At 74.1% G+C, this 25,081-nt stretch carries 21 protein-coding genes; 12 read left to right on the forward strand and 9 right to left on the reverse strand.

Features of this window, described 5'->3' with window-relative positions:
• Positions 1–429: 429 nt before the first annotated feature.
• Positions 430–912, reverse strand: coding sequence for a GNAT family N-acetyltransferase (locus AB0G84_RS10005; RefSeq protein WP_361318075.1), 483 nt, complete (start codon positions 910–912; stop codon positions 430–432).
• A 1,570-nt stretch (positions 913–2,482) separates the two neighbouring features.
• Complete coding sequence (locus AB0G84_RS10010; protein ID WP_361318077.1) at positions 2,483–3,016, reverse strand: AMP-binding protein; 534 nt, start codon at positions 3,014–3,016, stop codon at positions 2,483–2,485.
• A 210-nt stretch (positions 3,017–3,226) separates the two neighbouring features.
• Between AB0G84_RS10010 and AB0G84_RS10015 the strand changes: the two genes are divergently transcribed.
• Complete coding sequence (locus tag AB0G84_RS10015; protein WP_361318079.1) at positions 3,227–4,618, forward strand: MFS transporter; 1,392 nt, start codon at positions 3,227–3,229, stop codon at positions 4,616–4,618.
• A 291-nt stretch (positions 4,619–4,909) separates the two neighbouring features.
• Here AB0G84_RS10015 and AB0G84_RS10020 read toward each other — a convergent pair whose 3' ends face one another.
• Positions 4,910–6,277 carry an MBL fold metallo-hydrolase gene (locus AB0G84_RS10020; RefSeq protein WP_361318081.1) on the reverse strand — a complete coding sequence of 456 codons (1,368 nt, stop codon included), beginning with the start codon at positions 6,275–6,277 and terminating at the stop codon, positions 4,910–4,912.
• 294 nt (positions 6,278–6,571) lie between these two features.
• Here AB0G84_RS10020 and AB0G84_RS10025 point away from each other — a divergent pair, with 294 nt between their 5' ends.
• The 3 genes from AB0G84_RS10025 to AB0G84_RS10035 all read left to right on the forward strand — a co-directional run bounded on the left by AB0G84_RS10025 (position 6,572) and on the right by AB0G84_RS10035 (position 9,753).
• Positions 6,572–7,399 (forward strand): GntR family transcriptional regulator, encoded by an 828-nt coding sequence (locus tag AB0G84_RS10025; RefSeq protein WP_361318083.1) that lies wholly within the window; start codon positions 6,572–6,574, stop codon positions 7,397–7,399.
• A 19-nt stretch (positions 7,400–7,418) separates the two neighbouring features.
• Positions 7,419–8,402, forward strand: a complete 984-nt coding sequence (locus tag AB0G84_RS10030; RefSeq protein WP_361318085.1) for a sulfite exporter TauE/SafE family protein — start codon at positions 7,419–7,421, stop codon at positions 8,400–8,402.
• A 136-nt stretch (positions 8,403–8,538) separates the two neighbouring features.
• Positions 8,539–9,753: an FAD/NAD(P)-binding oxidoreductase gene (locus AB0G84_RS10035; protein ID WP_361318087.1), complete on the forward strand. Its 1,215-nt coding sequence runs from the start codon at positions 8,539–8,541 to the stop codon at positions 9,751–9,753.
• 131 nt (positions 9,754–9,884) lie between these two features.
• On the opposite strand, the gene AB0G84_RS10040 is transcribed toward AB0G84_RS10035, so the two are convergent.
• Both AB0G84_RS10040 and AB0G84_RS10045 read right to left on the reverse strand, forming a co-directional pair.
• Entirely contained in the window at positions 9,885–10,982 is a 1,098-nt protein-coding gene (locus tag AB0G84_RS10040; protein WP_361318089.1) for a MerR family transcriptional regulator, read from the reverse strand.
• Positions 10,983–11,343: 361 nt separating this feature from the next.
• Positions 11,344–12,678, reverse strand: a complete 1,335-nt coding sequence (locus tag AB0G84_RS10045) for an amidohydrolase (protein WP_361318091.1) — start codon at positions 12,676–12,678, stop codon at positions 11,344–11,346.
• Between the two features lie 188 nt (positions 12,679–12,866).
• Here AB0G84_RS10045 and AB0G84_RS10050 point away from each other — a divergent pair, with 188 nt between their 5' ends.
• The 4 genes from AB0G84_RS10050 (at position 12,867) to AB0G84_RS10065 (ending at position 17,555) form a co-directional block, all read left to right on the forward strand.
• Complete coding sequence (locus AB0G84_RS10050) at positions 12,867–13,898, forward strand: methyltransferase (RefSeq protein WP_361318093.1); 1,032 nt, start codon at positions 12,867–12,869, stop codon at positions 13,896–13,898.
• 99 nt (positions 13,899–13,997) lie between these two features.
• Positions 13,998–15,155, forward strand: a complete 1,158-nt coding sequence (locus tag AB0G84_RS10055; protein WP_361318095.1) for a low temperature requirement protein A — start codon at positions 13,998–14,000, stop codon at positions 15,153–15,155.
• 434 nt (positions 15,156–15,589) lie between these two features.
• The gene (locus AB0G84_RS10060; RefSeq protein WP_361318097.1) at positions 15,590–16,429 is read left to right on the forward strand and encodes a hypothetical protein; all 840 of its coding nucleotides are present in this window, start codon (positions 15,590–15,592) and stop codon (positions 16,427–16,429) included.
• Positions 16,422–17,555, forward strand: coding sequence for a P1 family peptidase (locus tag AB0G84_RS10065; RefSeq protein WP_361318565.1), 1,134 nt, complete (start codon positions 16,422–16,424; stop codon positions 17,553–17,555). Before AB0G84_RS10060 ends, AB0G84_RS10065 begins: the two co-directional genes overlap by 8 nt.
• A 20-nt stretch (positions 17,556–17,575) precedes the next feature.
• Here AB0G84_RS10065 and AB0G84_RS10070 read toward each other — a convergent pair whose 3' ends face one another.
• On the reverse strand, positions 17,576–18,292 hold the full coding sequence (locus AB0G84_RS10070; protein ID WP_361318099.1) for a VIT family protein: 717 nt from the start codon (positions 18,290–18,292) through the stop codon (positions 17,576–17,578).
• Between the two features lie 167 nt (positions 18,293–18,459).
• Here AB0G84_RS10070 and AB0G84_RS10075 point away from each other — a divergent pair, with 167 nt between their 5' ends.
• Positions 18,460–19,092 (forward strand): Yip1 family protein, encoded by a 633-nt coding sequence (locus tag AB0G84_RS10075; protein WP_361318101.1) that lies wholly within the window; start codon positions 18,460–18,462, stop codon positions 19,090–19,092.
• On the opposite strand, the gene AB0G84_RS10080 is transcribed toward AB0G84_RS10075, so the two are convergent.
• Positions 19,093–19,407: a hypothetical protein gene (locus tag AB0G84_RS10080; protein ID WP_361318103.1), complete on the reverse strand. Its 315-nt coding sequence runs from the start codon at positions 19,405–19,407 to the stop codon at positions 19,093–19,095.
• Positions 19,408–19,739: 332 nt separating this feature from the next.
• Here AB0G84_RS10080 and AB0G84_RS10085 point away from each other — a divergent pair, with 332 nt between their 5' ends.
• From AB0G84_RS10085 to AB0G84_RS10095, 3 genes are all read left to right on the forward strand, one after another.
• On the forward strand, positions 19,740–20,963 hold the full coding sequence (locus AB0G84_RS10085) for a CoA transferase (RefSeq protein WP_361318105.1): 1,224 nt from the start codon (positions 19,740–19,742) through the stop codon (positions 20,961–20,963).
• Between the two features lie 81 nt (positions 20,964–21,044).
• Positions 21,045–22,376 (forward strand): Ig-like domain-containing protein, encoded by a 1,332-nt coding sequence (locus AB0G84_RS10090; RefSeq protein ID WP_361318107.1) that lies wholly within the window; start codon positions 21,045–21,047, stop codon positions 22,374–22,376.
• Between the two features lie 202 nt (positions 22,377–22,578).
• On the forward strand, positions 22,579–22,770 hold the full coding sequence (locus AB0G84_RS10095) for a DUF397 domain-containing protein (RefSeq protein ID WP_361318109.1): 192 nt from the start codon (positions 22,579–22,581) through the stop codon (positions 22,768–22,770).
• Positions 22,771–22,941: 171 nt separating this feature from the next.
• On the opposite strand, the gene AB0G84_RS10100 is transcribed toward AB0G84_RS10095, so the two are convergent.
• Both AB0G84_RS10100 and AB0G84_RS10105 read right to left on the reverse strand, forming a co-directional pair.
• Positions 22,942–23,589, reverse strand: a complete 648-nt coding sequence (locus tag AB0G84_RS10100) for a hypothetical protein (RefSeq protein WP_361318111.1) — start codon at positions 23,587–23,589, stop codon at positions 22,942–22,944.
• Between the two features lie 392 nt (positions 23,590–23,981).
• Entirely contained in the window at positions 23,982–24,983 is a 1,002-nt protein-coding gene (locus tag AB0G84_RS10105) for a sigma-70 family RNA polymerase sigma factor (RefSeq protein WP_361318113.1), read from the reverse strand.
• Between the last annotated feature and the right edge of the window lie 98 nt (positions 24,984–25,081).

Consider the following 25,081-nt stretch of genomic DNA (forward strand, 5'->3'; position numbering starts at 1 on the left):
TGGGTCCCGAGGGCGGCTTGGGTCCCGGGGGTGGCCTGGGTCCCGAGGGCGGCTTGGGTCCCGGGGGTGGCCTGGGTCCCGAGGGCGGCTTGGGTCCCGGGGGTGGCCTGGGTCCCGAGGGCGGCTTGGGTCTCGGGCGTCCGCTCGGATTCGGGGGTCGTGCTCACCCCTCCAGAGTACGGGCCGGCCGAGCGCGGCCACCGGTCGGCGGAGGCCCGCCACGCTCTTCGGGTCACAGGACCGCCCCTCAACACCACAGCGCCCCTACCGCGCGCCCCGTACGCGGTGCTCACCGCCCCTCCCTGCCCTCCGTCTCCGATTCCTCCGTCTCCCTGTCCACCCGCCGCAGCGACCGTGGCCACCGTCAAGAGCACCTGCACGGCGCCGACCGGCTCGGGCTCGGGCTCGGGCACCGTCCCCCTCATGCGGTCAGCCGGGCAGGTCCAGCTCACCCACGACCTGATCGCCGCTCATCTCCCCAGTCCGTACGAAGCCGAGCCGCTGATAGAAGCCCTCCGGTCCGTGCTCCCCCGGCACCCAGGTCACCGTCGCGCGGGACTGGCCCCGCCGACGGAGCTCGGCGCACACGGACTCCACGGCGAACCGTCCATAGCCACGGCCCTGTTGGTCAGCGGCGATGTTCAGGCGCCAGAGGCCCGAGCGGAGCCGGTCCGCCGGATTGTCCGGGTCGAAGCGAACGAGGAAGAAGCCCATGACAAAGCCCACGAGCTGTTCACCGTCGAAGATCAAGCGGGGCCAGGCGATATCCGGCTGTACATACGCCTCAGCCAGCGATCGTGCGACCGGCGCCACCAACCCCTCCTGGTCGGGGCGCACCCGCAGCGCACAGGCGGCCTCGACATTGTCCGGCGTGACCTTCTCCAGGCGCAGCGATGTTGATCTCGATTCCATACGGGCAACCTATGGGCCGCCCGACGTGGGCACGACCGAATAAACCACCGTCCGTGCGGTAGCGCTCCGCGGCGCAACACCGCGTCGGGCGGGAGGGGTTGGCGCTGGTCAGCGTCCCTTGTCGTGGGTGGGTATGGGGTGCGGACGCCGGCCGTCATGCGGCCGGGTCGGCGGGCTCTGGGAGCCGTGACTGCGTCTCCCCGGCCCCTTCCGGTCGGTGCCGGGAAGCGGGTGCCGGTTGTGTGCGCGTTCGGGAGCGCAGACGTGGGCGTACGCGCCTCCGTGGATGTGGGCGTCGGCGTACGCGTGTCCGTGGGTGCGGGCGTCGGCGTACGCGTGCCCATGGGCGTGGGCGTGAGCGTGAGCAGGTGTAGGTGCGTGCTCGGGGTCATGCATGGGGGTCAACACCTCTCGGCGAGCGCGTTGTTGGTGTGGCGATGAAGACGTCGACGGGTGGGGGTGGTGGGGAGGGGCGGGGCGGGAGGGGAGGGGAGGGGAGGGGAGGGGAGGGGAAACGCCAGGAGTTTCCACGGCCGAGGTGAGCGGCAGCCGCCGACCGGGGCAGTACGGCGTGCCCGGCCCCAGACGTTCTCGATGGAAGGTGGTGCGCGTCGGCACTGGTGGTGACGGGGCAGCGCCACGGGGCGCCAACAGTGGTGCTCAGGCACCGTGACGACCGAGGCCACGTGCGTCGCGCGGACGACGGCTGGCCTCGGCCGGGATGGAGCCGCCGGTGCCGCCTGCGCAGTGTCCGGGGCGGGTGGGGCTTCTGAGCCTGGGGCACAGTGCCCACGCTAGAGACCAGGACCGTGAGCAGCCCGTTGTGTGACCTGAGTGGGTGAGGACCCCAGCGGCTGAGGCACCCGGCGGGTGAGATACCCCGTGGATGAGATGGCTCCATGGGGGAGATGCCCGGTGGGTGAGGAGCGGAGGAGGCCCCTCCGGCGGTCCGATGGGAGATGGCCGGAAGGACTCCCTCGGAGCGGGAGCACTGGTGATGAGCGAGAGCCGACGGCCAGCGTGGGGCCGGTGACCTGGGCGGACGCCGGTGACCTGGGTGGACGCCGGTGACCTGCGGGGCGGGTGCCGGCGAAGCCGGTGCTCCAGGAGGTTCGGCCGTCTGCAGAGCCGGCGAACCCCTGCGGCCGGTGAACTGCGGGGCCGGTGCTCGACGAAGACCGGTGCTCCGCGAGGTCCGGTGGTCTGGGAGGTCCGGTGGTCTGGGAGGTCCGGTGGTCCGCGAGGTCCGGTGGTCTGGGACAGCCGGCGCTCCGAGACAGTCGGTGGTCTGCCGGAGTTCATGGCCGGCGACGGCTCGCGGCTGTCGAGGTAGCACGGCCGGTGAGGACACCACGCCTCGTCACCAACCAGGGCACGGCTCGCAACCGGTGAGAGCAGTGCTCGGGGCCGGCGAGCGCAGGGCTCGGGCCGGTGGAGGCAGGGCTCGGGCCGGTGGAGGCAGCGTTCGGGCCGGTGGAGGCAGGGCTCGGGCCGGTGGAGGCAGGGCTCGTGGCCAGGAGGGACTTGGGGCGCGGTGAGAGTGCGGCTACCCCCTTGGGCGCCGGATCAGTCAGTTGGGGACGGCCGCGCTCTCCAGGGCCTCGTGCCACCACAGGTCGCGGCCCGGCTTCCAGGAGACCGGCCGCGAGCACCGGTTCACGACCAGTACGGTCCGCCGGGGCGCGTCCCCCGCGGCCGCGCTCCGGGCCAGGGCGTGGTCGAGCAGCGGCTTCACCGGTCGTACCGCGCCGTCCCAGAACGCCGCATCCGCCGTGATGATCACCCGGGCGCCCGACTCCCGGAACCGTGCGACGAGTTCGGGCACCGTCAGTGTGACCGGCAGCGTGGTGCGTATCGCGTCCAACCTGCCGCAGGCGATGGTGGCGATCACCGATTCCGGGACCAGCGGGAGGTGCACCGCGACCCGGTCGCCGGCCCGGACCCCGAGCCGGGAGAGCGCCGCGGCGGCCCGGTCGGCCCGGTCGAGGAGCGTCCCGTGGGTCAGCTCCTCCAGACGTCCCGGCTCCCCGCTCCAGGTGAGGGCGATCCGCGACGCGGCAGGCTCTTGAACTTCGCTGACGTCTTCTGCATGCTCTGAGATCACACGGCGCAACATGCGGATCAGCATGGTGATCATCGATCAACGTTTGCTGAACGTCCGCTGTACGGGGCCGGCGCCCGCCCCTTCTCGCACCTCGACCCCTGGGATCTTCCCCGCTCCGGTGCACTCCATCCCTCTCCAGCCCGGTTTTCCGCCGTCCTTCTGCGCGCCTCCGTCCCGGACCGCGCGCCCAGGCCCGTGAGAGGTGCGCCGATGCCTGCCACCCCAAGTCCCCCTCCGTTTCCCGTACCGCGTCCCGAGACGCCTCCCGTTCTGCTCCGGCGGCGCCGTCCGCCGGCGTTCTGGGCGGTCGCCGCGGTGGCCACCGCGGCGTTCTGCGTCCAGCTGGACTCGTTCGCCCTGAACGCCGCGCTGCCCGCCGCCCGCGCTGCCCTGCGGGGTTCCGGGGACGCCGCCCCCTGGGTGGTCGGTGGGTACCTCCTGGCCGCCGGTGCGCTCATGCCGGTCGCCGGCCGACTCGGCGACCTCTGCGGGCAGCGCCGGGTGCTGGCCGCGGGACTGGCGCTGTTCGCCGCCGCCTCCATGCTGTGTGCGCTGGCTCCGTCGCTCCCGTTGCTGGTGGCGGCGCGGGTCTTACAGGGCACGGGCGGTGCCCTGATCATGCCCGCTGGACTGGCCCTGCTGACCCGTGTCCACCCGCCCGGGGAGGGCCGGCGGGCGATCGGCCGGGCGCTGGGGGTGGCGGGCCTGGCCACGGCCGGCGGCCCGTTCGTCGGCGGTGCGCTGGCCGAGTGGGTCTCCTGGCGGGCGGTCTTCTGGCTGAGTGTGCCGCTGTGTGCGGCGGCTGCGCTGTGCGCACACCGGGCGCCCGATCCGCGTGACCCGCAGGTGGGCCGGCCGCCCCTCGACCTCCTGGGTGCGGTCACCGTCACCGGGGCGCCAGCCTGCCTGGCGTACTGGCTACAGCGCCCTGCGGCGTGGGGCTGGGCGGTTGCCGCGGCGGCGCTGGGCGCGCTGTTCGTACGGGCCGAACGCCGGTGCCCCGCCCCGCTGGTGGACCTCGCACTGTTCCGCAACCGCCGGTATGTGGCACTGACCGCTGCGGGTGCGGTCGCCAACGCGGCGACGGTGGCCCTGTTGTACGCGGTCCCGCTGCTGCTCCAACAGGGGCGCGGGTGGCCGGCGGTGGGAGCGGGCGCGGCTCTGCTGGCTCCCGCGGCCGCGCTGGCCGCCGGCGGCCCGCTGGCCGGCCGGGTGCCGCCCGTGGCGGCGGTGCCGGTGATGGCGGGGTGCCTGTCCGCCGCCGCCGTGGCTCTGTGGGCGGCCGGCTGTGGGGCGGGCGCGGTGGCCCTGGTGATGACCGTGACGGTGGCCGCGGCGGCGCTGGGCGTGGCCGGCGGGCTGGCGTTGACCGGCAGTCAGTCGGTGGTACGGCGCGAGCGGGCGGGCGAGGCGGCCGGAGTGACCAAGGCCGTGCTGACCGCGACGGCGGGGGCCGGGCTCGCCCTGGCCCCCGCCGTCGCCCCGGAAGCGGACCGCGCCGGCGGTCTCGCCGGGCTCCACTCGCCCCTGGCGCTGGCGGCGGCCAGTTGCCTCGCCGCCGCCGTGGTGGCCGGGCTCCTCGGGCGAGAAACGAGGAGGTGAGGAACCTGGTGGGGCAGGCGCGCGGGCCGGTGCGGGCGACCGGACAGGCGCCCGGGCCGATGCGGGCCACCGGACAGGCGCCCGGGCCGATGCGGGCCACCGGACAGGCGCCCGGGCCCGTGCGGGCCTGCGCGGCCGGCGCGCGGGCAGGCGCGCGGGCCGGTACAGACACCCAGCCCGGTGCTGCCGACGGGACAGGCGCCCAGGCCGGTGCGGCCAGGCGCGCGGGCAGGCACCGGGCCGGTGCAGGCAGGCGCCCCGGCCAGCTTCAGGCAGCCGCCCCGGCCAGCTTCAGGCGGCTGCCAGCGCCTCGAATCCCCCCAGCACATCGCAGACATCTTCGAAGCCGCGCTCCTCCAGCAGCGCCGCCGCGATCACCGACCGGTTGCCGCTGCGGCAGTAGAGGACCACCGGGCGGGCCGGGTCCAGTTCGGCGAGGCGGTCGGGAAGGGTGGCCAGCGGGATGCTGCGGGCCCCGGGCAGAGCGCCCTCCTCGTACTCGGCGGGATTGCGCACGTCGACGACCTGGGCGTCCGCCGGCAGTTCAGCACCGGATCGGATGCGGTGGCTGCGACGAGCCAGTGCGGGCGCGCGGTCCAGTACGGCGGCGGGGTCGGGCAGATGGCCGAGGACATGGTCGTAGCCGATCCGGGCGAGGCGGAGGCGGGCCTCCTCTTCGGTGCCGGGCTCGGCGAGCAGCACGATCGGGGTGCCCGGGGCAACCACGCTGCCGGCGTACTCCGCGAACCGGGTGTCCAGGCTCGTGTGCAGCGATCCGGCCAGGTGCGCACCGGTGTAGACGGCCAGCGGGCGGCAGTCGAGGAGCACCGCGCCCTGCCGGTCGCGGGCGGCGAGCACCTCGTCCAGGTTCAGCGCGGGCAGCGGGGCGGGGTCCAGGAGGGGGTGACCGTCGCGGTTGAGGGCCGCGTCGTGGGCGAAGTAGCCGGGGGTGGCGGGCTGACCGGCGGTGACCAGCCGGACGAACGCGTCCTGGGACATGGGCTGTAGGGCGTAGTTGAGGCGGCGCTGGTCGCCGATGGTGGAGCTGGTCTCGGTGGAGAGGTTGCGGCCGCAGGCCGAGCCGGCGCCGTGTGCAGGGAAGACCCGGGTCGCGTCCGGGAGGGGCAGGAGTTTGGTGTGCAGGGAGTGGTGGAGACGGGCCGCCATCTCCTGCGGGGAGTGTCCGGCGGCGGAGAGCAGATCGGGGCGGCCGACGTCCCCGACGAAGAGGGTGTCGCCCGTGAGCACGCCGAACGGCACCTCATCGGCGGGGTGTTCATGGACGACCAGGCAGATGGACTCCATGGTGTGGCCGGGGGTGGCGAGGACGGTGAGGGTGACGCCTTCGCCGTCGCGGGCCCCGAGGGAGAGGCGTTCGCCGTCGCGTAACCGCCGTATGGGATAGCCGGTTTCGGCCGCCTCTCCGAAGGCGATGGCGGCGCCGGTGGCCCGGGCGAGTTCCAGGTGCCCGGAGAGGAAGTCGGCGTGGATGTGGGTCTCGACGACGAGTTCGATGCGTAGGCCGGCGGCGTCCGCGTCGCGCAGGTAGTCGTCGATGTCGCGGCGCGGGTCGACGAGGACGGCGCGTCCGGTGGTCTCGTCGCCGATCAGGTACGACGCCTGGGAGAGGCAGTCGAGGTAGTACTGCGCGAAGTGCACGGTCGGCCTCCGGGGTGGGCGGGCGCCTGGCCCGGCGGTGGGTCCGCTCGGGCGGGGTGCGTCGTTGTGCGGATGCACGGATGTACGTACATTAAGGAGCCGGGTCGGCGGGCGACAAGCTGGGTGTCCCCGCCGGCCCGTCAACCGACATGACCACTTCTCAGGTGAGGCCATGTCACTGCAGTCACCCCGCAAGGGAATCCGCAGGCCACGCCGTACCCGCCACCACCCCACGCCAACGCCAACGCCCACGCCCGCACCCGTCCCCGTCAGCAGCCCGCGGAGGAACCCACCATGACGACCGAGCCGTCGGACGGCGCACCCGGCGCGCACGCCCCGCGCCCCCTGGACCGGCGCTCGCCGCTGCCGCTCTGGGCGCAGCTCATGGCCGATCTGCGCCGTCGGATGGAGACCGGTGCGTTCACCGCGGAGTTCCCGGCCGAGCACCGGCTCACCGCCGAGTACGAGGTGAGCCGGCACACCGTGCGGGAGGCGCTGCGCAAGCTGCGCGCCGACGGGCTGGTGATCGCCGAACGAGGCCGCGCCAGTCGGCTGGACACCCGCCGCATCCAGCAGCCGCTCGGCTCGCTCTACAGCCTCTTCCGCGAGTTGGAGGGCCAGGGTGTGGAGCAGCGCAGCGAGGTGCTGCGGCTGGAGCAGACCGCGGACGGCACGATCGCCGGGCATCTGGGCCTGGTCCCCGATGCCCCGTTGGTCGTCCTGGAACGGCTGCGGCTCGCCGACGGCGAACCGCTCGCGCACGACACCGCACACCTTCCCGCCGAGATCGCCGAGCCGCTGCTGGGGGCCGACTTCGGGCACACCTCGCTCTACGGCGAGCTGACCCGGCGCTGCGGGGTGAAGGTCACCGGCGGCCGGGAGCGGATCCAGCCGTTCCTGCCGGACGTCCGGCAGACCTGGCTGCTGGGGCTGGCCGACCGGGAGGCGGCGTTCGCCATCGAGCGGCTGGGGCGGGCCGGGGAACGGCCGGTGGAGTGGCGGGAGACGGTCGTCCGCGGCGACCGGTTCACCTTCGTCACGGAGTGGTCCGACGACAGCCGGGCGGTGGCCCTGGCGCCGCGGGCCGCCGCCCCCTCGTCGGCCTCGTGCCCGTCCGCCTGACGTGTCCGTCCTCTTAGCCGTGGCGACGCTGCCGTGCGGGCTGCTGATAGGTCTGCTGCTGGGGGCGCTCGGCGGCGGCGGTTCGGTGCTGGCGGTGCCCGCGCTGGTCTATCTGGCGGGGCAGTCGCCGCACGAGGCGACCGCGGGCGCACTGGTGGTGGTCGCCGTCGGCGCGGTGTCGGGGCTGGTCTGCCACGGCCGCGCGGGCCGGGTCCGCTGGGCGGCCGGCGCGCTCTTCGGCGTACTGGGCTCGGCCGGCAGCTACCTCGGGTCCCGTTGGAGCGCGGCGGTACCGTCCGGCGTCCTGATGACCGCGTTCGCCGGGCTGATGCTCGTGGTGGCGTCGATGCTGGTGTTACGGGAAGTGCGTGCACGGCGCCCGGCGGGCGGGAAGCAAGGCGGCCCAGAGCGGCCCGCGGCAGACGACCGGGCGGACCGGGCGCGCCCCGCCGCCACCGGTCCCGTGCCACCCGCTTCCGTGCCACCCGCTTCCGTGTCACCCGGTCCTGCTCCCACCAGCTCCGCCCCATCTGTTCCCGTCCCGTCTGGCCCCGTCCCGCCTGGCCCCACGCCCTCCGGTCCCACGGATTCCAACTCCGTTCCGCCCCGCCCCGTACCTCCGCGCCCCGACCGTCCGCGCCCGGCCCGGGTCGCCGCGACCGCCACCGCCGTCGGGCTGCTCACCGGCTTCTTCGGGGTCGGCGGCGGCTTCGTCGTGGTGCCGGCGCTCACCCTCGTCCTGGGCCTGGAAATGCCGGTCGCCATCGGCACCTCCCTCCTGGTCATCCTGGTCAACTCCCTGACGGCGCTGGGCACTCGGGCCGGTACCGGAGCCCTGGACTGGCCGCTGCTGGCCGGCTTCGCGGCCTGCGCGGCGGTCGGCAGCCAACTGGGCAACCGCCTGGCCACCCGCCTCCGCCCACAGACCCTGACCGCCGCCTTCGCCGCCCTCGTCACCGTCCTCGCCATCACCATGGCGACCGCGGCGCTGCCCCACCTCTGACCCACCACCACCGTCCACGACCTGTCCCCACAACCCACCCGTCCGCCCCATCCGTCCCGACCACCCGCCCCGACCACCCGTCCCCCCGTCCCCCGTCCACCGCACCCCTCACACCCACCCGCACAGGAGGAAACCCATGGCGCACGTCACCGCCGCTCCGTCCCACCACCAGGTCCTCATCGTCGGCGGCGGTACCGCGGGCATCACCGTCGCCGCCCGTTTACGGCGTGCCGGCGTCCGCGACATCGCCCTGCTGGAGCCCTCCGAGACCCACTGGTACCAGCCGCTGTGGACGCTGGTGGGCGGCGGCCAGGCCCCGTTGCGCGCCTCGCTGCGCACCGAGGCGGAGGTGATACCGCCCGGTGTGCGCTGGCTGCGCGAGCGCGCCGCCGCCGTCGACCCGACCGCGCGTACGGTCACCACCGCCACCGGCCGGGTCCTGTCCTACGGGCGGCTGGTGCTGGCGCCCGGCCTGGAGCTCGACTGGGACGGTGTGCCCGGGCTCGCCGAGGCCCTCGGCCACCACGGGGTGAGCAGCAACTACCGTCCCGATCTCGCGCCCCTGACCTGGGACCTGATCCGCCGGATGCGCCGCGGCACGGCGCTGTTCACCATGCCGTCCGGGCCGGTGAAGTGCGGCGGCGCCCCGCAGAAGATCGCGTATCTGGCGGCCGACCACTGGCGCAAGCGCGGCGTCCTGGACTCGATCCGCATCGTCCTGGTGCTGCCGGAGCCCGCGATGTTCAAGGTGCCGGTCTTCGACCGGGCGCTGACCGAGACGGCCCGGCGTTACGGCATCGAGGTGCGGCTGAGCTCGGAGATGACCAGCCTGGACGGCGCGGCCCGGGAGGCGGTGATCACCGACCACACCACCGGCGAGGCCGAGACCCTGCGCTACGACCTGCTGCACGCCGTACCGCCCCAGCGCGCTCCCCGCTGGCTCGCCGACGGCCCGCTCGCCGACCCCAACTCCCCGCACGGATACGTCGCTTCGGATCGAGGCACCCTCCAGCACCCGGAGTTCCCGGACGTCTTCGTGCTGGGTGACGTCGCCCACCTGCCGACCTCCAAGACCGGCGCGGCGATCCGCAAGCAGGCCCCGGTCGTGGTCACCAACCTCCTCGCCGGCCTCCGCGGCCGTCCGGCCACCGCCCGCTACCACGGCTACACCTCCTGTCCCCTGGTCACCGCCCGCCACAAGATGCTGCTCGCGGAGTTCGACTACGACCTGCGCCCGACCCCCTCCATCCCCTTCATCGACACCACCCGCGAGCGCACCGACATGTGGTTCCTCAAGCGCTACGGCCTGCCGCAGCTCTACTTCAAGGGGATGCTCAAGGGCCTGGCGTAGCGGCCACGAGAAGCGGGACGGGGCCACAACGGAACCGCCGACAGGGCCGGGGAGGTAACCGGGACGGGGCCGGAACGGAACCGTGAACGCCCCGGCCCGCCCCTTTCCCCTCCCCACCCCGGACGGGCGCGTTACGCGGCCGCCTCCGCCGGCAGGACATCCGCCACCACGCAGCCGACGTTGTCCGGCGCCCCCGCCGCACGCGCCAGCCGGATCAGGGAGGCGACGGCCTGCTCCGGTGAGTCGGCCTCCGCGAGAGCGGCCCGCAGGGCCTCCGGCGGGACCACCCCGCTCAGGCCGTCGGTGCACAGCAGGTAGCGCTCGCCGGGGTGGGCGTCCAGGAGCTGGAGGTCGGGGGCGAAGTCGGTGCTGCTGTCCAGGGAGCGCAGCAGCAGGGCGCGCTGCGGGTGCGTCGGGGCCTCCTCGGGGGTGAGGCGGCCCTCGTCGATGAGGGACTGCACCAGGCTGTGGTCCTGGGTGATGCGGAACAGGCCGGTGTCGCGCAGCACATAGGCACGGGAGTCACCGATGTGCAGCAGCGCCAGCCGGCTGCCGGACCGGAGGAGCGCGGTGAGGGTGCTGCCGGTGGACTGGTCCGCCGAGGCGGCCGGCGGCGCGGTGCGGTGGGCGCGGCGGGCCGCCTCCTCCAGGGCCGCCAGGGCGTCCGCCGGGGCCGGGGCCCGGTCCTCCAGTGTCCGCAGCGCGTCGATGGCGGCGGTCGCGGCGAGTCCGCCGGCCGGTCCGTAGCCGTCGGCGACGGCCAACAGGCGGGGGCCCGCATAGGCGGCGTCCTGGTGGGTCGGGCGGACCAGGCCGCGGTCCGTTCCGGCGGCGCAGCGCAGGGTGAGCGGGGTGGGCGAGGCGGTCATGGCGGTGTCCTTCCGCTGGAGCTGGTCGACGAGGAAGGCGGCCAGGTCGCGGCGGGCCGCGGTGTCGGCCTCGACGCGCGCCCAGTACGCGGTGACCGCGTCGGCCGCGGCGTCCGGTGCCAGTGCGCACACCTCCCGGATGCCGGCCAGCGGCATCCCGAGCCGGCGCAGCCAGGCGACCAGCCGGGCCCGCTCCAGCTGTGCCGGGGCGTAGTGGCGGTAGCCGTTGACCGGATCGACATGGGCCGGCGGCAGCAGGCGCAGCTCGTCGTAGAGCCGCAGCGCCTTGGGCGAGAGGCCGCAGGCGCGGGCGAACGCCCCGATGGTGAGCAGCTCCACACCGTCCGCGGTCTGTTTCACCCCCGCACCTCCGTCCTTCCTTCCGCGCGCCGCGGCTCTTCGTGGCCCCGCACCCTGGCGACTTCGCACCCGGTGGTTCCGCACCCTGGCGACTTCGCACCCCGGTGGTTTCGCACCCGGTGGCTCCGCGCGCCAGCGGCTCCGTCGGACCGTCCCGGCACCCGGAGGTGCCCGTCCGTGCCCGCCCGTACCCGTCTGGGCCCGTCGGCGCCCGTCCGTCGTCCTCGTACCGGGCACTTCGGGCCCGGCCCCGCCGATGCTGGGCCTTCCCCCAGGGACAAGGTCAACGGCCGGGGCCCGAGGGGCCGGTCACCCAGCCACGCCCAGCCTCACTCGGCCGTCACCCGGCCACCGCCCGGCCTCACTCGGCCACCGCCCGGCCCTCCCGGAGCGCCTCCCCCTCGCCGCCCGCCCCCGGTGCCAGCTGGTCGAGCGCCCCCGCGATCAGGGCCTGGACGCCCATGGTGAGGGTGGGCAGGACGACGGGGGCGAAGCGCGAGGAGTGGTTGGAGGGGATGTCCTGGGCGAGCCGCCCGGCCGCCAGCGCCGCGGCGAACTCCTCCGGGTCCCAGCCGCCCAGCCACCAGTAGTACAGCGGCGCCCCGGCGGCGGTCGCCAGCAGGCCGGCGTCCTCGCTCCCGGTGGCCGGCTGGTAGGCCACCACCCGCTGTTCGCCGAAGAGCTGGGTGAACGCCCCGTTGACGGAGCCGAGGGTGCCGGGGTCGTTGACGGTGACGGGGAAGGAGTCAAGCACCCGGGTCTCCGGAACGCGGTCGGCGCCGGAGGCGGCGGCTTCGGCGCGGGCGATCCGGTCGAGGGCGGTGAGCACCGCGGCGCGCACCGTCTCGTCGAAGGTGCGGACGCTCAGTTGGACCACGGCCCGCTCGGGGATGACATTGGCGGACTCCCCGGCGTGGAAGGAACCGACGCTGACCACCACCCGGTCCTGGGGCGCGACCTCGCGGGCCACCACCGCCTGCACCCGCTGGACGAAGGACGCCGCCATGAGGATGGGGTCGATGGTGGTCTCGGGGCGGGAGCCGTGGCCGCCGGTGCCGTGGAAGGTGATCTCCAGGCTGTCGGCGGCGGCCATGCAGGCGTCCGGGCAGTAGGCGATCAGCCCGGCGGCGAACGGGGCGACGTGCTGCGCCAGCACCACGTCGGGCGTGGGGACCAGGCCCTGGTCATAGAGGCCGGCGTCGAGCAGGGCGCGGGCGCCGCTGCCGACCTCCTCGGCGGGCTGGAAGAGCGCGATCAGGGTGCCGGACCAGTGCGCGCGGCCGGCCGCGAGCAGATCGGCGGCGCCCAGCAGGCAGGTGACGTGGACGTCGTGGCCGCAGGCGTGCATCCGACCGGGGACGGTGGAGGCGTACGCCAGGCCGGTGTCCTCGGTGACCGGCAGCGCGTCCATGTCGGCGCGCAGCAGCACCACCGGGCCCGGGCCGTTGCGCAGCACGCCCGCCACCCCGGTCCCGGCGATGCCGGTGGTGACCTGGTAGCCGGCGGCGGTCAGCCGGCGGGCGGCCTCGGCGGCGGTACGGGTCTCCTCGAAGCCGAGTTCGGGGTGGCGGTGGAGGTCCTTGTAGAGCGCCACGAGGTCCGCGACGCGGTCGTCGAGCGGGGCCAGGACGGCGGTGGGGGCGGCGTGCGGGGCGGCGAGGGATCCGGTCTTTCCGTTCGTGTCACTGTCGCTCATACGCGCATTCGACCATGAACCACCGGGCGGCATCGAGGGGCCGCCCGCCCGGTCCCACCGGCTCGCTGGCCGGAGTTGGCGGGTGTGCGCGGCCGTTTCCGTGACACCGCAGCCCCCGGCTGCAACCGTGGATCACCCCGCCTGCGACCGCCGCCCCGCAGGCCCGATCCGACCACCGGAGGCCGACGTTGGCCGCTTCACCCCACCGATCGAACGACCAGCCGCACGACATCGCGGCCCACCTGATGGACCAGGCCCTGGGACACCTCTTCTCCGCCGCGTTACGCACCGCGGCCCAGCACCGCATCGCCGACCACCTGTCCGGGGGGCCGCGCACCGCCGAGCAGCTGGCCGCGGCCACCGGTACGCACGCCCCGCACCTGCGCCGGGTGCTGCGCTGCCTCGCCGCCCGGGGCATCTTCCGCGAGGACGCCACGGGTGCCTACGGGCTGACGCCGTCAGCCCAGCCGCTGCGCACCGACGTCCCGGACTCGCTGCACCCCGCGGTGCTGATGATGACCGACGAGCTGTTCCTGCGGACCTCGGCCGCCATGCCGGACGCGGTGGAGCGGGACGGCGCCTCCTTCGAGCGGATCTTCGGCGCGCCGCTCTTTGCGTACCTGCAGTCGAACCCGGTGGTCCGCCGGCTGTTCGACGACGGGATGGCATCGCTGTCCGCCCCGGTGGACGAGGCGGTGGCCGAGGTCTACCCCTTTCCGGAGAGCGGCACCGTCGTGGACGTCGGCGGGGGCCGCGGCGGGCTGCTGCGCGCCGCCCTGCGCCGCCGTCCGGAACTGACCGGGGTGCTCTTCGACCAGCCGCCGCCGCTGGCCCATCACCTCCTGGACGGCGATGAGTTGAAGGGCCGCTGGCGCACCGAGGCGGGCGACTTCTTCGTGTCGATACCGGAGGGCGGCGACGTCTACGTCCTCAAGCACGTACTGCACGACTGGTCGGACGGGGACTGCCGGCGCATCCTGCGCAGCTGCCGCACGGCGATGGCGGCCGGCACCCGGCTGCTGATCATCGACTCCGTCCTGCCGCCCGGCAACACCCCGCACTTCGGCAAGACCCTGGACGTCGCCATGATGGCGACGGTCGACGGGCAGGAGCGGACCGCGGAGGAGTTCGCCACGCTGCTGTCGGCGGAGGGCTTCCGGCTGACCCGGGTGCTGCCGACGTCGGCCTTCCCATCTATCGTGGAGGCGGTCGCCGAGTAGCGGGGCGGACCCGCCACGACACACCGCGCCCGTCGTTGGCGGTGCCTGCCGGCCGCGCTGTGCTGAGGTCGGCTCAACCGCCCGACGACAGGAGCTGCTGTGCCGGACCTGATGCGGGCGCGCCGCCGCGACGAGGAGCACCGCACCGCCACCCCGCTGGAGCTCTTCTTCGACCTCTGCTTCGTCGTGGCGGTCGCACAGGCCGGCCGGCAGCTGGCGCACGCACTGGCCGAGGGGCAGTGGGCGCACGGGGTGACCGGCTATCTGATGCTGTTCTTCGCCGTGTGGTGGGCGTGGATGAACTTCAGCTGGTTCGCCTCGGCGTACGACACCGACGACTGGCTCTACCGGGCGGTGACGCTCCTACAGATCGCGGGTGCGCTGATCCTGGCGGCCGGGGTGCCGCGGGCCTTCACCGACAGCGATTTCACCCTCATCTGGTGCGGGTACGTGGTGATGCGGCTGGCGCAGGTCTCCCAGTGGCTGCGGGCCGCACACGGCTCCCGGGGCCCGGACCGCCGCACCGCGCTGGGCTACGCCCTGGGCGTGACGGTCTGCCAGATCGGCTGGCTGGGCCTGCTGCTCCTGCCCACAGCGGCGGTGCCCTGGGTGTTCCTGGTGGTGGGGGCGCTGGAGCTGGCGGTGCCCACGCTGGCCGAGCGCGCCGCACAAACGGCCTGGCATCCGCATCACATCGCTGAGCGGTACGGCCTGTTCACCCTCATCGTGCTGGGCGAGACGGTCGCGGCGGCCACCCTCGCGGTGCAGTCGGCGCTGAACGAGCACGACGAGCTGGACGCCCTGCTGCCGATCGCGGCCGGCGGGCTACTGCTGGTGTTCGCCGCGTACTGGATCTACTTCGCGGTGCCCATCCACCGCCACCTGCGCTCCAGCCGGCAGGCGTTCCTGTGGGGCTACGGGCACTACCTGGTGTTCTGCTCGGCGGCGGCGGTGGGCGCGGGCATCGAGGTCGCGGTGGCACAGGCGTTCGACCGCACGCACCTGTCGGTGCGGGCGGCGAGCGCCTGTGTGACCGTGCCGGCCGCGCTGTTCCTGTTCACCGTCTGGCTGATCCACTCCCGCCACCACAAGCGCGGCCCGGCGCAGCAGCTGGTGCTGCCGGTGTCGGCCGTGGCGGTGCTGGTCTGCACCCTCGCCGGGCGGTGGGCGGTACCGGCGGCCGGCCTGGTGGCGGCGGCGACGGTCGCGGCGGGCGTCACCCTTACGGCCCGTCAGGGAACCGCACTGGAGCAGTGACGGGGGCGCGGCCTGGCCACCGTCGCCCGTCCCGGCGAGCCGCCCGTCGCCTTCCGACCACGCCACTGCTCCATTGAGGGTCCGTCAGGCGGTGTGCCGATCCCCCATAAGCGTGCCGAACGGCCGTACAGGACGCCCTATCACCCTGATTGCGCATCAGATCCGGCCATCTTCCCTCCCGCCCCGGGAAGGCCCCGTTCACCAGCGCGGTCCCCCCTCCGAGGGAAGTCCTCGCGAGCCCATGCCCCGTCAATTCCCCACCAATGGACCCCACTTCTCCATAATTCGCGCTCTTGTTCCCCACCGTTCCCAGAGGCCACCGGAGGCGCGTCGACACAGACGCGGTAGGGTGCAGATTGCCCTTTTTATGACAGGGGTCCCTCCCGGGAACCCCTGGGGCCGACCGCCGTCCGTACCTGGAGGAGACGCCAGCCATGGCTCGCCACGCCCAGTCCCACGCGCGGACGAGGACGAGACTGTCCCGGCGCAGCAAGGCCGTGAGCGGTCTCGCCCTCTCCACCCTGGTCGGCACCGCCCTGTGGGCGTGGCCGGCATCGGGCGACGACCACAACGCCGCGATCGACGCCAAGAGCACCACGTCCACGACCGCATCCGGCCCGGACACGCCACGGACTCCCGCCGTCGCCCCGAAATCCGCCCCGAACGCCGCACCCGGCGTCCCGGCCCGCCGACCGATCCCCGGCCTCAGCGACGCCGTCCGCAAGCGGATACCGGCCGACGCCCGCCAGGCCCTGGTCGTCACCGGCAAGGACATGGACTCCTTCGAGTCCCGGGTCGTCCTCTACACCCGCGAGGACGGCTCGGACGACTGGGAGCCGGGCCCCACCTGGTCCGCGCACAACGCCGCCCACGGCTGGACGGACAACCACCACTACGGCGACCTGCGCTCCCCCATCGGGGTCTTCAGCCTCACCGACGCCGGCGGCCTGCTGCCCGCCCCCGACGGCACCAAGCTCCCCTACGACCACAACAACAGCTTCGTCGCCGACGGCACCGGTGTGGAGGGCGAGCCGCTGGCCGGCGCCTTCGACTACGTCATCGCCATCAACTACAACCGGGAGGCGGGCAACTCCCCGCTGGACCCCCGGCGCCCCCTGGGCAGCGCCCGGGGCGGCGGCGTCTGGCTGCACGTCGACCACGACGGCCCCACCCAGGGCTGTGTGAGCCTCAAGCCCAAGGCGATGCGGGAGCTGCTGCGCACCCTCGACCCCGACCTGCACCCGGTCGTCGTGATGGGACCGGCCGATTTCTGACCGGCCACCCACCGCGCCGCACCCCGCCGGGCCGCAGGACGCGCTGACCGACGTCCCCGGCCTGCGGGTCGGCCATGCCCGGCGCACCGGCGGCGGTGCGCTGACCGGCACCACCGTGGTCCTCGCCCCGGAGGGCGGCGCCGTCGCGGCCGTCGACGTACGCGGCGGCGGGCCCGGCACCCGGGAGACCGACGCGCTGGACCCGCGCAACCTCGTCCAGCGGATCGAGGCGGTGGTGCTGACCGGCGGCAGCGCCTTCGGGCTCGACGCGGCGTCCGGGGTGATGGCCTGGTTGGAGGACGCCGGCCGCGGCTTCCGGGTGGGCCCCGACCCCGCGCAAGTAGTGCCGGTCGTCCCGGCGGCGGCCCTGTTCGACCTGGGCCGCGGCGGCGACTGGCGGGCCCGGCCGGACGCCGCGCTGGGCCACGCCGCGGCCGAGGCCGCCGCGGCCACCGCCCCCGGCGCACCGGTCGCCGAGGGCAATGTGGGCGCCGGCACCGGCGCGGTGGCCGGCGGGCTCAAGGGCGGCATCGGTACCGCCAGTGTGGTGTTGCCCTCCGGCGCTACCGTCGCCGCGCTCGCCGCCGTCAACGCCGTGGGCGCGGTGGCCGACCCGCGGACCGGTGTGCTGTACGGCCGGCTGTACGACGGGCCGGTGACGCCGCCGCCCGCCGAGGTGCACGCCGCGGCACGGCGCGCACTGGCCGAGGCCGAGGAGCTGACCCGGGCCCGCTCGGCGGCCGCCGCGCACCCACCGCTGAACACCACCCTGGCCGTGGTCGCCACCGACGCCGAGCTGACCCGCGCCCAGGCCCACAAGCTCGCCGGCACCGCCCACGACGGCCTGGCCCGCGCGCTCCGCCCGGTCCATCTGCTGTCCGACGGCGACACGGTCTTCGCGCTGTCCACCGGCGCCCGCCCGCTCGCGCCCGCGGAGGCCGTGGCCGACCCGGCCTTCGGCGTCCATGTGACGGCCGGCGCCCTGAACGAGATCCTGGCCGCCGGCGCGGACGTGCTGACCCGCGCGGTGGTCCGGGCCGTGCTGGCGGCGGAGTCCGTCGACGGGCCGGGGGGCCGCTTCCCTTCGTACCGCGAGCTGTACGGGGACACCGGCACCGGCGCCTGAGCGGACGTCAGGTGCCGGGCTCAGACCCCCACGGCGCCCAGCAGCGTCCCCGCGGCGTAGGTGACGCCCATCGCCACCGCGCCGCCGCCCACATTGCGCAGCACCGCCCGCCCCACCGGCGCGGCACCCAGCCGGGCGCTGCTCCAGCCGCACAGCGCCAGCGCGGCGAGCACCGCCACCACCGTGATCCACAGCCGCTGTCCGGACGGCGGCAGCACGATCGCCAGCAGCGGCAGCAACGCCCCCGCGGTGAAGGCGAGGAAGCTGGCGCCGGCGGCGTGCCAGGGGTTGGTGAGCTCGTCGGGGTCGATGCCCAGCTCGACCTCCGCGTGGGCGCGCAGCGCGTCGTGCTCGGTCAGCTGCTCGGCGACCTCGCGGGCCAGCTGCCCCTCCAGGCCCTTGCCCTCCAACAGCTCGGTCAGCTCGACGAGTTCGGCGTGCGGCTCGGTGGCCAGCTCCCGCTTCTCCAGTGCCAGCGCGGCCTTCTCCGAGTCCCGCTGGGTGGAGACCGACACGTACTCCCCGGCCGCCATCGACAGCGACCCGGCCAGCAGGCCAGCCAGCCCCGCCGTCAACAGCGCGCCGCGCTCGTCGGTCGCCCCGGCGACGCCCACGACCAGCCCCGCGGTGGAGACGATGCCGTCGTTGGCGCCGAGGACCGCGGCCCGCAGCCAGTTGAGCCGGCTGCCGAGCCCGCCGCCGTGCGCCTCGCCGTGCTCCGGTGTCTGCTCCGTCACCGCCCCAGCCTCTCACCCGCCCCGGCTCCGGCCCAGCGGACGCGTCCCGGGTGCGGCCCGGGGATCCGCTTCCGGCCGCCCGGACGGCGGCGCGCCGGTCAACCCGGCGGTACCCGCGCCCGATGCCCGTACGCCGACCTTGATCGGCCGGTGGTAGAAACGGCCGTATGCCCGCACCACCCCCCTCCCAGCCCTCCCAGCCGTCGCAGCCCCCGCCGCCCACCCTCGTCCAGCCGGCTCCCCGTGCGCCGGCCCCGCGCCGCCGACTGTGGTGGCACCGGCTGATATTCGGGCTGTGGTACCGGCCAGTGGACGTCATGGAGGAGGCGCGGGACCGCAGCGCCTGGAGCGCGGCGCTGCTGCTGTCGCTGATCAGCGGCGCCATCGGGGTGCTGTCGGTGGACGCCTTCCGCGGCCAGTGGTCGGCCGACCGCACGGCGGCGCTCCAGCTCGCCGGGGTGGCCGAGGCGGGGGTGCTGGTCGCCAGCTTCACGCTGGGCGCGGTCACCCACGCCATAGCCCGCACCCTCGGCGGCAACGGCCGCTTTGCGCCGACCGCGAGCCTGTTCATCGTGCTGTTCTGGGTGACGGACCTGCCGCGGATGGCGATCGCCGCCTGGCTGCCGACCGACGCCACCTTCGTCCAGGCGGCGACCTGGACGACCTGGGGGTTCGGCTATGTCCTCGCGGTCCTGCTGATACGCGGCCAGCACCACCTGTCGACGTGGAAGTCCGCGGCGGCGGTGTCGGCGCAGATGCTGGCCGCGCTGGCGCTGCTGAGGCTGGGCCCGGTCCAGTGATCAGCTGCGGCTGGTCAGCTGCCGCACCAGCCCCTCGAACGCCGCCCGCTCGGCGGCGCTGAGCTGCACGCACTCCGCGGGCGGACCGGCCGGCCCGGTCTGCCGCGGGACCGACCCCAGCAGCTCCGGCGGCGCGGGCCGGTCGGCCGGGCCGCGCCGCCCGTACCGCAGGCGCATCTCCCGGTGGTCCCGGCGCATCGCCGCCTCGTAGTGCCCCCGTCGCAGCAGTCTGGTCATCACCACGACCCAGAGGACGGCCACCGCGAACAGCACGCCGAAGCCGATCTGCTGCAGAATCGAAACGGAGGGAAGCATGCGGTCCTCCTGGACGGGTGAGGCGCTGGGTGAAGCCAGTAGACACCACGGCCCAGGGGTACGGATAGGGCAAGCTGGGGCGTACGCCGCGAAGTGACGCATCTCCTATGACATTTCGCCACATTTTCGGCTGATGCCCGGCACGTTCGGCGCATTCTCTCCGCAGCCGTCCACCGTCGTCCACCGCTGTCCACAGCCGTTCGCCCCGCGCCGGTCCGGGGACGCCGCCCCGGCAGAACCGGACCGCCCCGTTGGACACCCCGGCAGGTTCCCGCCGGCACGGCCCGTCGCCGACGATGACGGCACCCGCCCGCGATGTGAGGAGGACGTACGTGCCCCAGCCGCATCACCCGCGCCCCGAGCCGTCCGCCGCCGACGCCGCGCCGCCCGCCCGCGCACTGGACGGCATCCTCGTCGCGGACTTCAGCCGGGTGCTGGCCGGCCCGCTGGCCGCGGCCACGCTCGCCGACCTCGGCGCTGAGGTAATCAAGGTGGAGCGGCCGGGCACCGGTGACGACACCCGCGCCTGGGGCCCGCCGTTCGCGGCGGACGGCACCGCCGCGTACTTCGATGCCGCCAACCGCTCCAAGCGTGGACTGGCCCTGGACCTCGCCGACCCGGACGACGCGGCCGCGGCCCGCGAACTGGCCCGCCGGGCCGACGTACTGATCGAGAACTTCCGCCCGGGCTCCCTGGCCGCATACGGCCTGGACCACACCGCCACCCGCGCCGCCAACCCGGGCCTGGTGCACTGCTCCCTCACCGGGTTCGGCTCCGGCGCCGGGGCGCAGCTGCCCGGCTACGACTTCGTCGTCCAGGCCGTCGGGGGGCTGATGAGCATCACCGGCGAGCCCGGCGGCACCCCGCTCAAGGCGGGGGTGGCACTGGTGGACGTGCTGACCGCGAAGGACGCCACCACCGGCATCCTGGCGGCGCTGCACCACCGCGGGCGCACCGGCCGCGGCCAGCTGGTGGAAGTGAATCTCCTCTCATCCCTGCTGGGTTCGCTGGTCAATCAGGCGACCGGACAGCTGGCCACCGGCCACGATCCGGGCCCGATGGGCAACCGCCATCCGAGCATCGCGCCGTACGAGACGCTGGCCTGCCGGGACGGGCAGCTACTGGCGGTGGCGGTGGGCAACGACCGTCAGTTCCGGGCACTGGTACGGGTGCTGGGCGCGCCCGAACTCGCCGAGGACGCCCGCTTCGCCCGCAATCAGGACCGGGTCCGGCACCGTACGGCCCTGGTCACGGCGCTGGAGGACCGGCTGGCCGGCGACAGCGCGGAGGCCTGGACGCAGCGGCTGACCGCGGCGGCGGTCCCCTGCGGGCCGGTCCACACGGTGTCGCAGGCGCTGGCGCTGGCGGCGCGGCTCGGGCTCGACCCGGTGACCCCGGTCGGCGAGGGCCGGGTCCCTCAAGTCACCAGCCCGCTCCGGCTGTCGGAGACCCCGGTGGCCCCTCCGCATCCTCCACCCCGCCTGGACGAACACGGCACCCCACTGCGAACCTGGCTATCGGGACCGGCCGACCGACCCCTACCGCCGCGGATGTGACCTTCATCACAAGGTGGCCGGACCCGCAACCAAATCCGCCCGTCGGTGCTGTTTAGCAGCACGGAACCACAACCCCCCTGTATGGAGCAGCTCGTGACATCGCCGGACAACCCCGCGCCCGCTCGGTCCCGCACCCCGCACCAGCTGCTCCAGTCGGCCGAGCAGCAGACTCCGGGCGCGCCCCGCCGCAGCCGCCGGACGCGCCGCACCATGGCCGTGACCGCCCTCTTCGCGGCGGGCGCGCTGGCCCTGACCGCCTGTGGCGGCGACGCCTCGGCCGGCGGCAACGACGACGGCAAGAACGGCCAGGCCGGCGCGGACGCCGCGGCCAAGAAGGACGCCTCCGACGCCAAGATCAAGGTCTCGTCGAAGGACGGCGCCACGGACGCCAGCATCAACGACACCGGAGTGAAGGTCACCGGTGGCAAGTTGACCGATGTGAAGCTCACCGCGGCCGACACCGGCACGGAGGTGGCCGGCGCCATATCGCCCGACGGCTCGTCCTGGAAGCCCGGTGCCCAGCTGGAGCGGGGCACCAAGTACAAGATCGTCGCCAACGCCAAGGACTCCAAGGGCCGTCCGGCCACCGAGAACGCCACCTTCACCACGGTCTCCTCGGCCAACAGCTTCATCGGCTCCTACACCCCCGACAACGGCAAGACCGTCGGCGTGGGCATGCCGGTCTCGTTCAACTTCGACAAGGCGATCACCAACAAGAAGGACGTCCAGTCCCACATCACGGTGTCGTCCAGCAGCGGCCAGCAGGTCGTCGGCCACTGGTTCGGCGCCCAGCGCCTGGACTTCCGGCCCGAGGAGTACTGGAAGGCCGGCTCCAAGGTCACCATGAAGATCGACCTGGACGGGGTGAAGGGCGGCCAGGGCATCACCGGAGTCCAGTCCAAGACGGTGTCCTTCACCATCGGGCGCTCCCAGGTCTCCACGGTCGACATGAACACCCAGACCATGACGGTCAAGCGGGACGGCCAGACCCTCAAGCGGGTGCCGATCTCCGGCGGCAGCCCCGACCACCCGACCTACAACGGCCAGATGGTGATCTCGGAGAAGTTCGAGCAGACCCGGATGGACGGCTCGACGGTCGGTTTCGGCGGTGAGTACGACATCAAGGACGTCCCGCACGCCATGCGGCTGTCGTCGTCCGGCACCTTCCTCCACGGCAACTACTGGGGCAACCCGTCGATCTTCGGCAACTCCGGCACCAGCCACGGCTGCGTCGGCCTGCGGGACAACAAGGGCGGCGGCGGCGACACCCCGGCAAAGTGGTTCTACAACGAGTCACTGGTCGGCGATGTCGTCATCGTGAAGAACTCGCACGACAAGACGGTCCAGCCGGACAACGGCCTCAACGGCTGGAACCTGTCCTGGTCGGACTGGAAGTCCGGCAGCGCGGTCTGATCCGGCGGACCCTCCGTACGGCGGTGGCCGGCCCCCTCGGTGGGGCCGGCCACCGCCGCGTCGTATCCGGCGCAGCCGGCGCGCCCCTGCGCACCCGGTGAAAGGCCGAAAGCGCCGGTTGACGTCCGGCCGCCGGGCGCGGGACGGTCATGACGGGCGATCCGGCAGGCGAACCGGCGGGCGAACGGTGGGAGACGGCGCCATGGGCGAAGAACTGCGCTGGTCCAGGTCCAGCTACAGCAGCGACCACGAAGACGCCTGCCTGGAGCTGGCCGTCGAACCGGACCGCTCGCACGTCCACGTCCGGGACTCCCGCCAGCCCGGCCCCGGCACCCGGCTCACCTTCCCCGCCACCGCCTGGTCGCTGTTCCTCGCCGCCACCACGGCCGACTGAGCCCCGCCGCGCACGGGTGCTCCGGACCTCCCCGGGTGAACTCCCGCTCCCCGTAGACGCCCCGGCACGCGCTTCCAGGTACACGCACTCCAGCGACCGCCGGCCGAGGGGCCGACGGTCGCTGGAGTGGAGTGGAGTGTTGGAGTGCGGTGAGGGGAGCCCGGGCCGGGCTCAGGGGTGGTAGTGCTCGGCGACCTTCGTGGCGGCGCCGTCGTCCAGCGTGACCCGCACCTCGACGGAGCCGAGCCGGGCCGCCTTGCGCAGGTCGGCAAGGGTGCAGGAGGTGGTGCCGTAGCCCGAACTGTCCATGTGCACCCGGCCGTCGGGCGCCTCACAGATCGTCGCGGCACTCAGCGCCTTGGTGCTGCCGGTGAGGTAGAACGCCTGCTCCATACCGGTCTTGGGCACCACGGTGAGCTTGTCCTCGGTGAGCCACTTCAGCGTGCCCGTCCAGGTGCCGGTGGCGCCTTTGCGCCCGGCGGACGCCCCGCCCTTCGACCCGGTGCCGCCGGATCCGCCGGCCGACGACGACCCCGCAGACCCGCCCGTACCGGATCCGCCCTTGCCCCCGCTGGTGCCGCCGCCGCCCGCCTGCCCGTCGCCCGCGGCGGAGCCGCCTGACGTGGCGCCCCCGGAGCCCCCGGCCCCGGTGGTGCCCGCCTTTCCGCCGTCGTCCGGTGCGGACGGGGCGCTCGCGGAGGCGGCGGGCGCGGCCGATCCGTTGTCCCCGCAGGCCGTCAGCGACAGTGCGGTGACGGCGAGGAGCGAGGCGGCGGCGAGGCGGCGGCCACGGCGGAGGGCGGTGGTGGCGAGCGGCATGGGGTTCCCCCGAGGTGATGAGGTGTCAAGCGGTGCCGTACGGCGGGACACCCTGACTCTCGTCCCGGCCACTAAGGATCGGCTAACAGGCGGGTAACACCTTCTGCGCAGGCCAGCCCCCCACCGCAGCCGTCCAGTTGGGGGCCTGGGCCGGCGGAACGAGCCGTCAGACGGCCGCCGTCACCCCGGCGCCGTCGGGGGCCGCGGCGTCCGCCGGGCGGTCCGGGGACGGGGTGCGCAGCCGCTTGACGAGGACGACCACGGCGGTGCTGACGCCGGTCCCGGCGGCGAGGGCGAACAGGTGGAGCAGCGGCTGGCCGGTCAGGGGGACGACACGTTGGAGCCCCGACGCCGCTGGGCGGACACCGGGGCTCGTGCTGTCGGGTACGGGGTCAGGCGGCCGCGTCGAATCCCGTGTCGCGGGCCATCCGCTTGAGCTCCAGCAGCGCGTGCTTCTCGATCTGCCGGATCCGCTCACGGGTCAGGCCGTGCTGCTTGCCGACCTCGGTGAGGGTGCGCTCACGGCCGTCCTCGATGCCGTAGCGGGCCTTGATGATGGAGGCCGTGCGCTGGTCGAGGCGGTCGATCAGGTCCTCCAGCTCCTCGCTGCGCAGCAGCGTGAGCACGGACTGCTCGGGCGAAGCGGCGGAGGTGTCCTCCAGCAGATCGCCGAACTGGGTGTCGCCGTCGTCGTCCACCGACATGTTGAGACTGACCGGGTCGCGCGCCCAGTCCAGTACGTCGGTGACGCGGGCGGGCGTGGAGCCCAGCTCGCCGGCGACCTCCGCCGGCTCCGGGTCGCGGCCGTTCTCGCGGTTGAACTCGCGCTGCACCCGGCGGATCCGGCCCAACTCCTCGACGAGGTGCACGGGGAGCCGGATGGTGCGCGACTGGTCGGCGATGGAGCGGGTGATGGCCTGACGGATCCACCAGGTCGCATACGTCGAGAACTTGAAGCCCTTGGCGTAGTCGAACTTCTCCACGGCGCGGACCAGACCGGCGTTGCCCTCCTGGATCAGGTCCAGCAGCGGCAGCCCGGCGCGCGGATAGCGGCGCGCGACGGCGACCACCAGCCGCAGGTTGGAGCGGATGAAAACGTCCTTGGCCCGGGCGGCCTCCTCGGCCAGCGCCGCCAGCTCCTCACGGCTGGCACCTGCGGCGTTGCCGTCGGTGACCTCGGCGTCCAGGATCTGCTGGGCGTAGACGCCCGCCTCGATGGTCTGGGACAGCTCGACCTCCTTGGCCGCGTCGAGCAGGGGCGTGCGCGCGATCTCGTCGAGGTACATGCCGACCAGGTCGCGGTCGGCGATCTCCCCGCCTACGGCGCGAACACTGTGGGCCGCGTCAGCTTCACCGGCGCTGTCCTGACGGCGGGCGACGGCACGGGTTGCCATGCGTGTGCTCCCTCTTGCGATGAGTCGGTCGCGGGACGATCGGGCGGGCTGGTTGCGGCCTCGACGGCTGGGCACCGTCTGCGATGCTTGCCGAGTGG

This window comes from Streptomyces sp. NPDC020742, assembly GCF_040641675.1.
Lineage (GTDB): Bacteria > Actinomycetota > Actinomycetes > Streptomycetales > Streptomycetaceae > Streptomyces.

Bases quoted from the DNA above. Each gene is read 5' to 3' on its own strand.
- AB0G84_RS10035 (WP_361318087.1), top strand. From the start codon at position 8,539: ATGGCGCACGTCACCGCCGCTCCGTCCCACCACCAGGTCCTCATCGTC.
- AB0G84_RS10015 (WP_361318079.1), top strand. From the start codon at position 3,227: ATGCCTGCCACCCCAAGTCCCCCTCCGTTTCCCGTACCGCGTCCCGAG.
- AB0G84_RS10095 (WP_361318109.1), top strand. From the start codon at position 22,579: ATGGGCGAAGAACTGCGCTGGTCCAGGTCCAGCTACAGCAGCGACCAC.
- AB0G84_RS10080 (WP_361318103.1), bottom strand. From the start codon at position 19,407: ATGCTTCCCTCCGTTTCGATTCTGCAGCAGATCGGCTTCGGCGTGCTG.
- AB0G84_RS10025 (WP_361318083.1), top strand. From the start codon at position 6,572: ATGACGACCGAGCCGTCGGACGGCGCACCCGGCGCGCACGCCCCGCGC.
- AB0G84_RS10060 (WP_361318097.1), top strand. From the start codon at position 15,590: ATGGCTCGCCACGCCCAGTCCCACGCGCGGACGAGGACGAGACTGTCC.
- AB0G84_RS10045 (WP_361318091.1), bottom strand. From the start codon at position 12,678: ATGAGCGACAGTGACACGAACGGAAAGACCGGATCCCTCGCCGCCCCG.
- AB0G84_RS10090 (WP_361318107.1), top strand. From the start codon at position 21,045: ATGGAGCAGCTCGTGACATCGCCGGACAACCCCGCGCCCGCTCGGTCC.
- AB0G84_RS10105 (WP_361318113.1), bottom strand. From the start codon at position 24,983: ATGGCAACCCGTGCCGTCGCCCGCCGTCAGGACAGCGCCGGTGAAGCT.
- AB0G84_RS10005 (WP_361318075.1), bottom strand. From the start codon at position 912: ATGGAATCGAGATCAACATCGCTGCGCCTGGAGAAGGTCACGCCGGAC.
- AB0G84_RS10100 (WP_361318111.1), bottom strand. From the start codon at position 23,589: ATGCCGCTCGCCACCACCGCCCTCCGCCGTGGCCGCCGCCTCGCCGCC.
- AB0G84_RS10075 (WP_361318101.1), top strand. From the start codon at position 18,460: ATGCCCGCACCACCCCCCTCCCAGCCCTCCCAGCCGTCGCAGCCCCCG.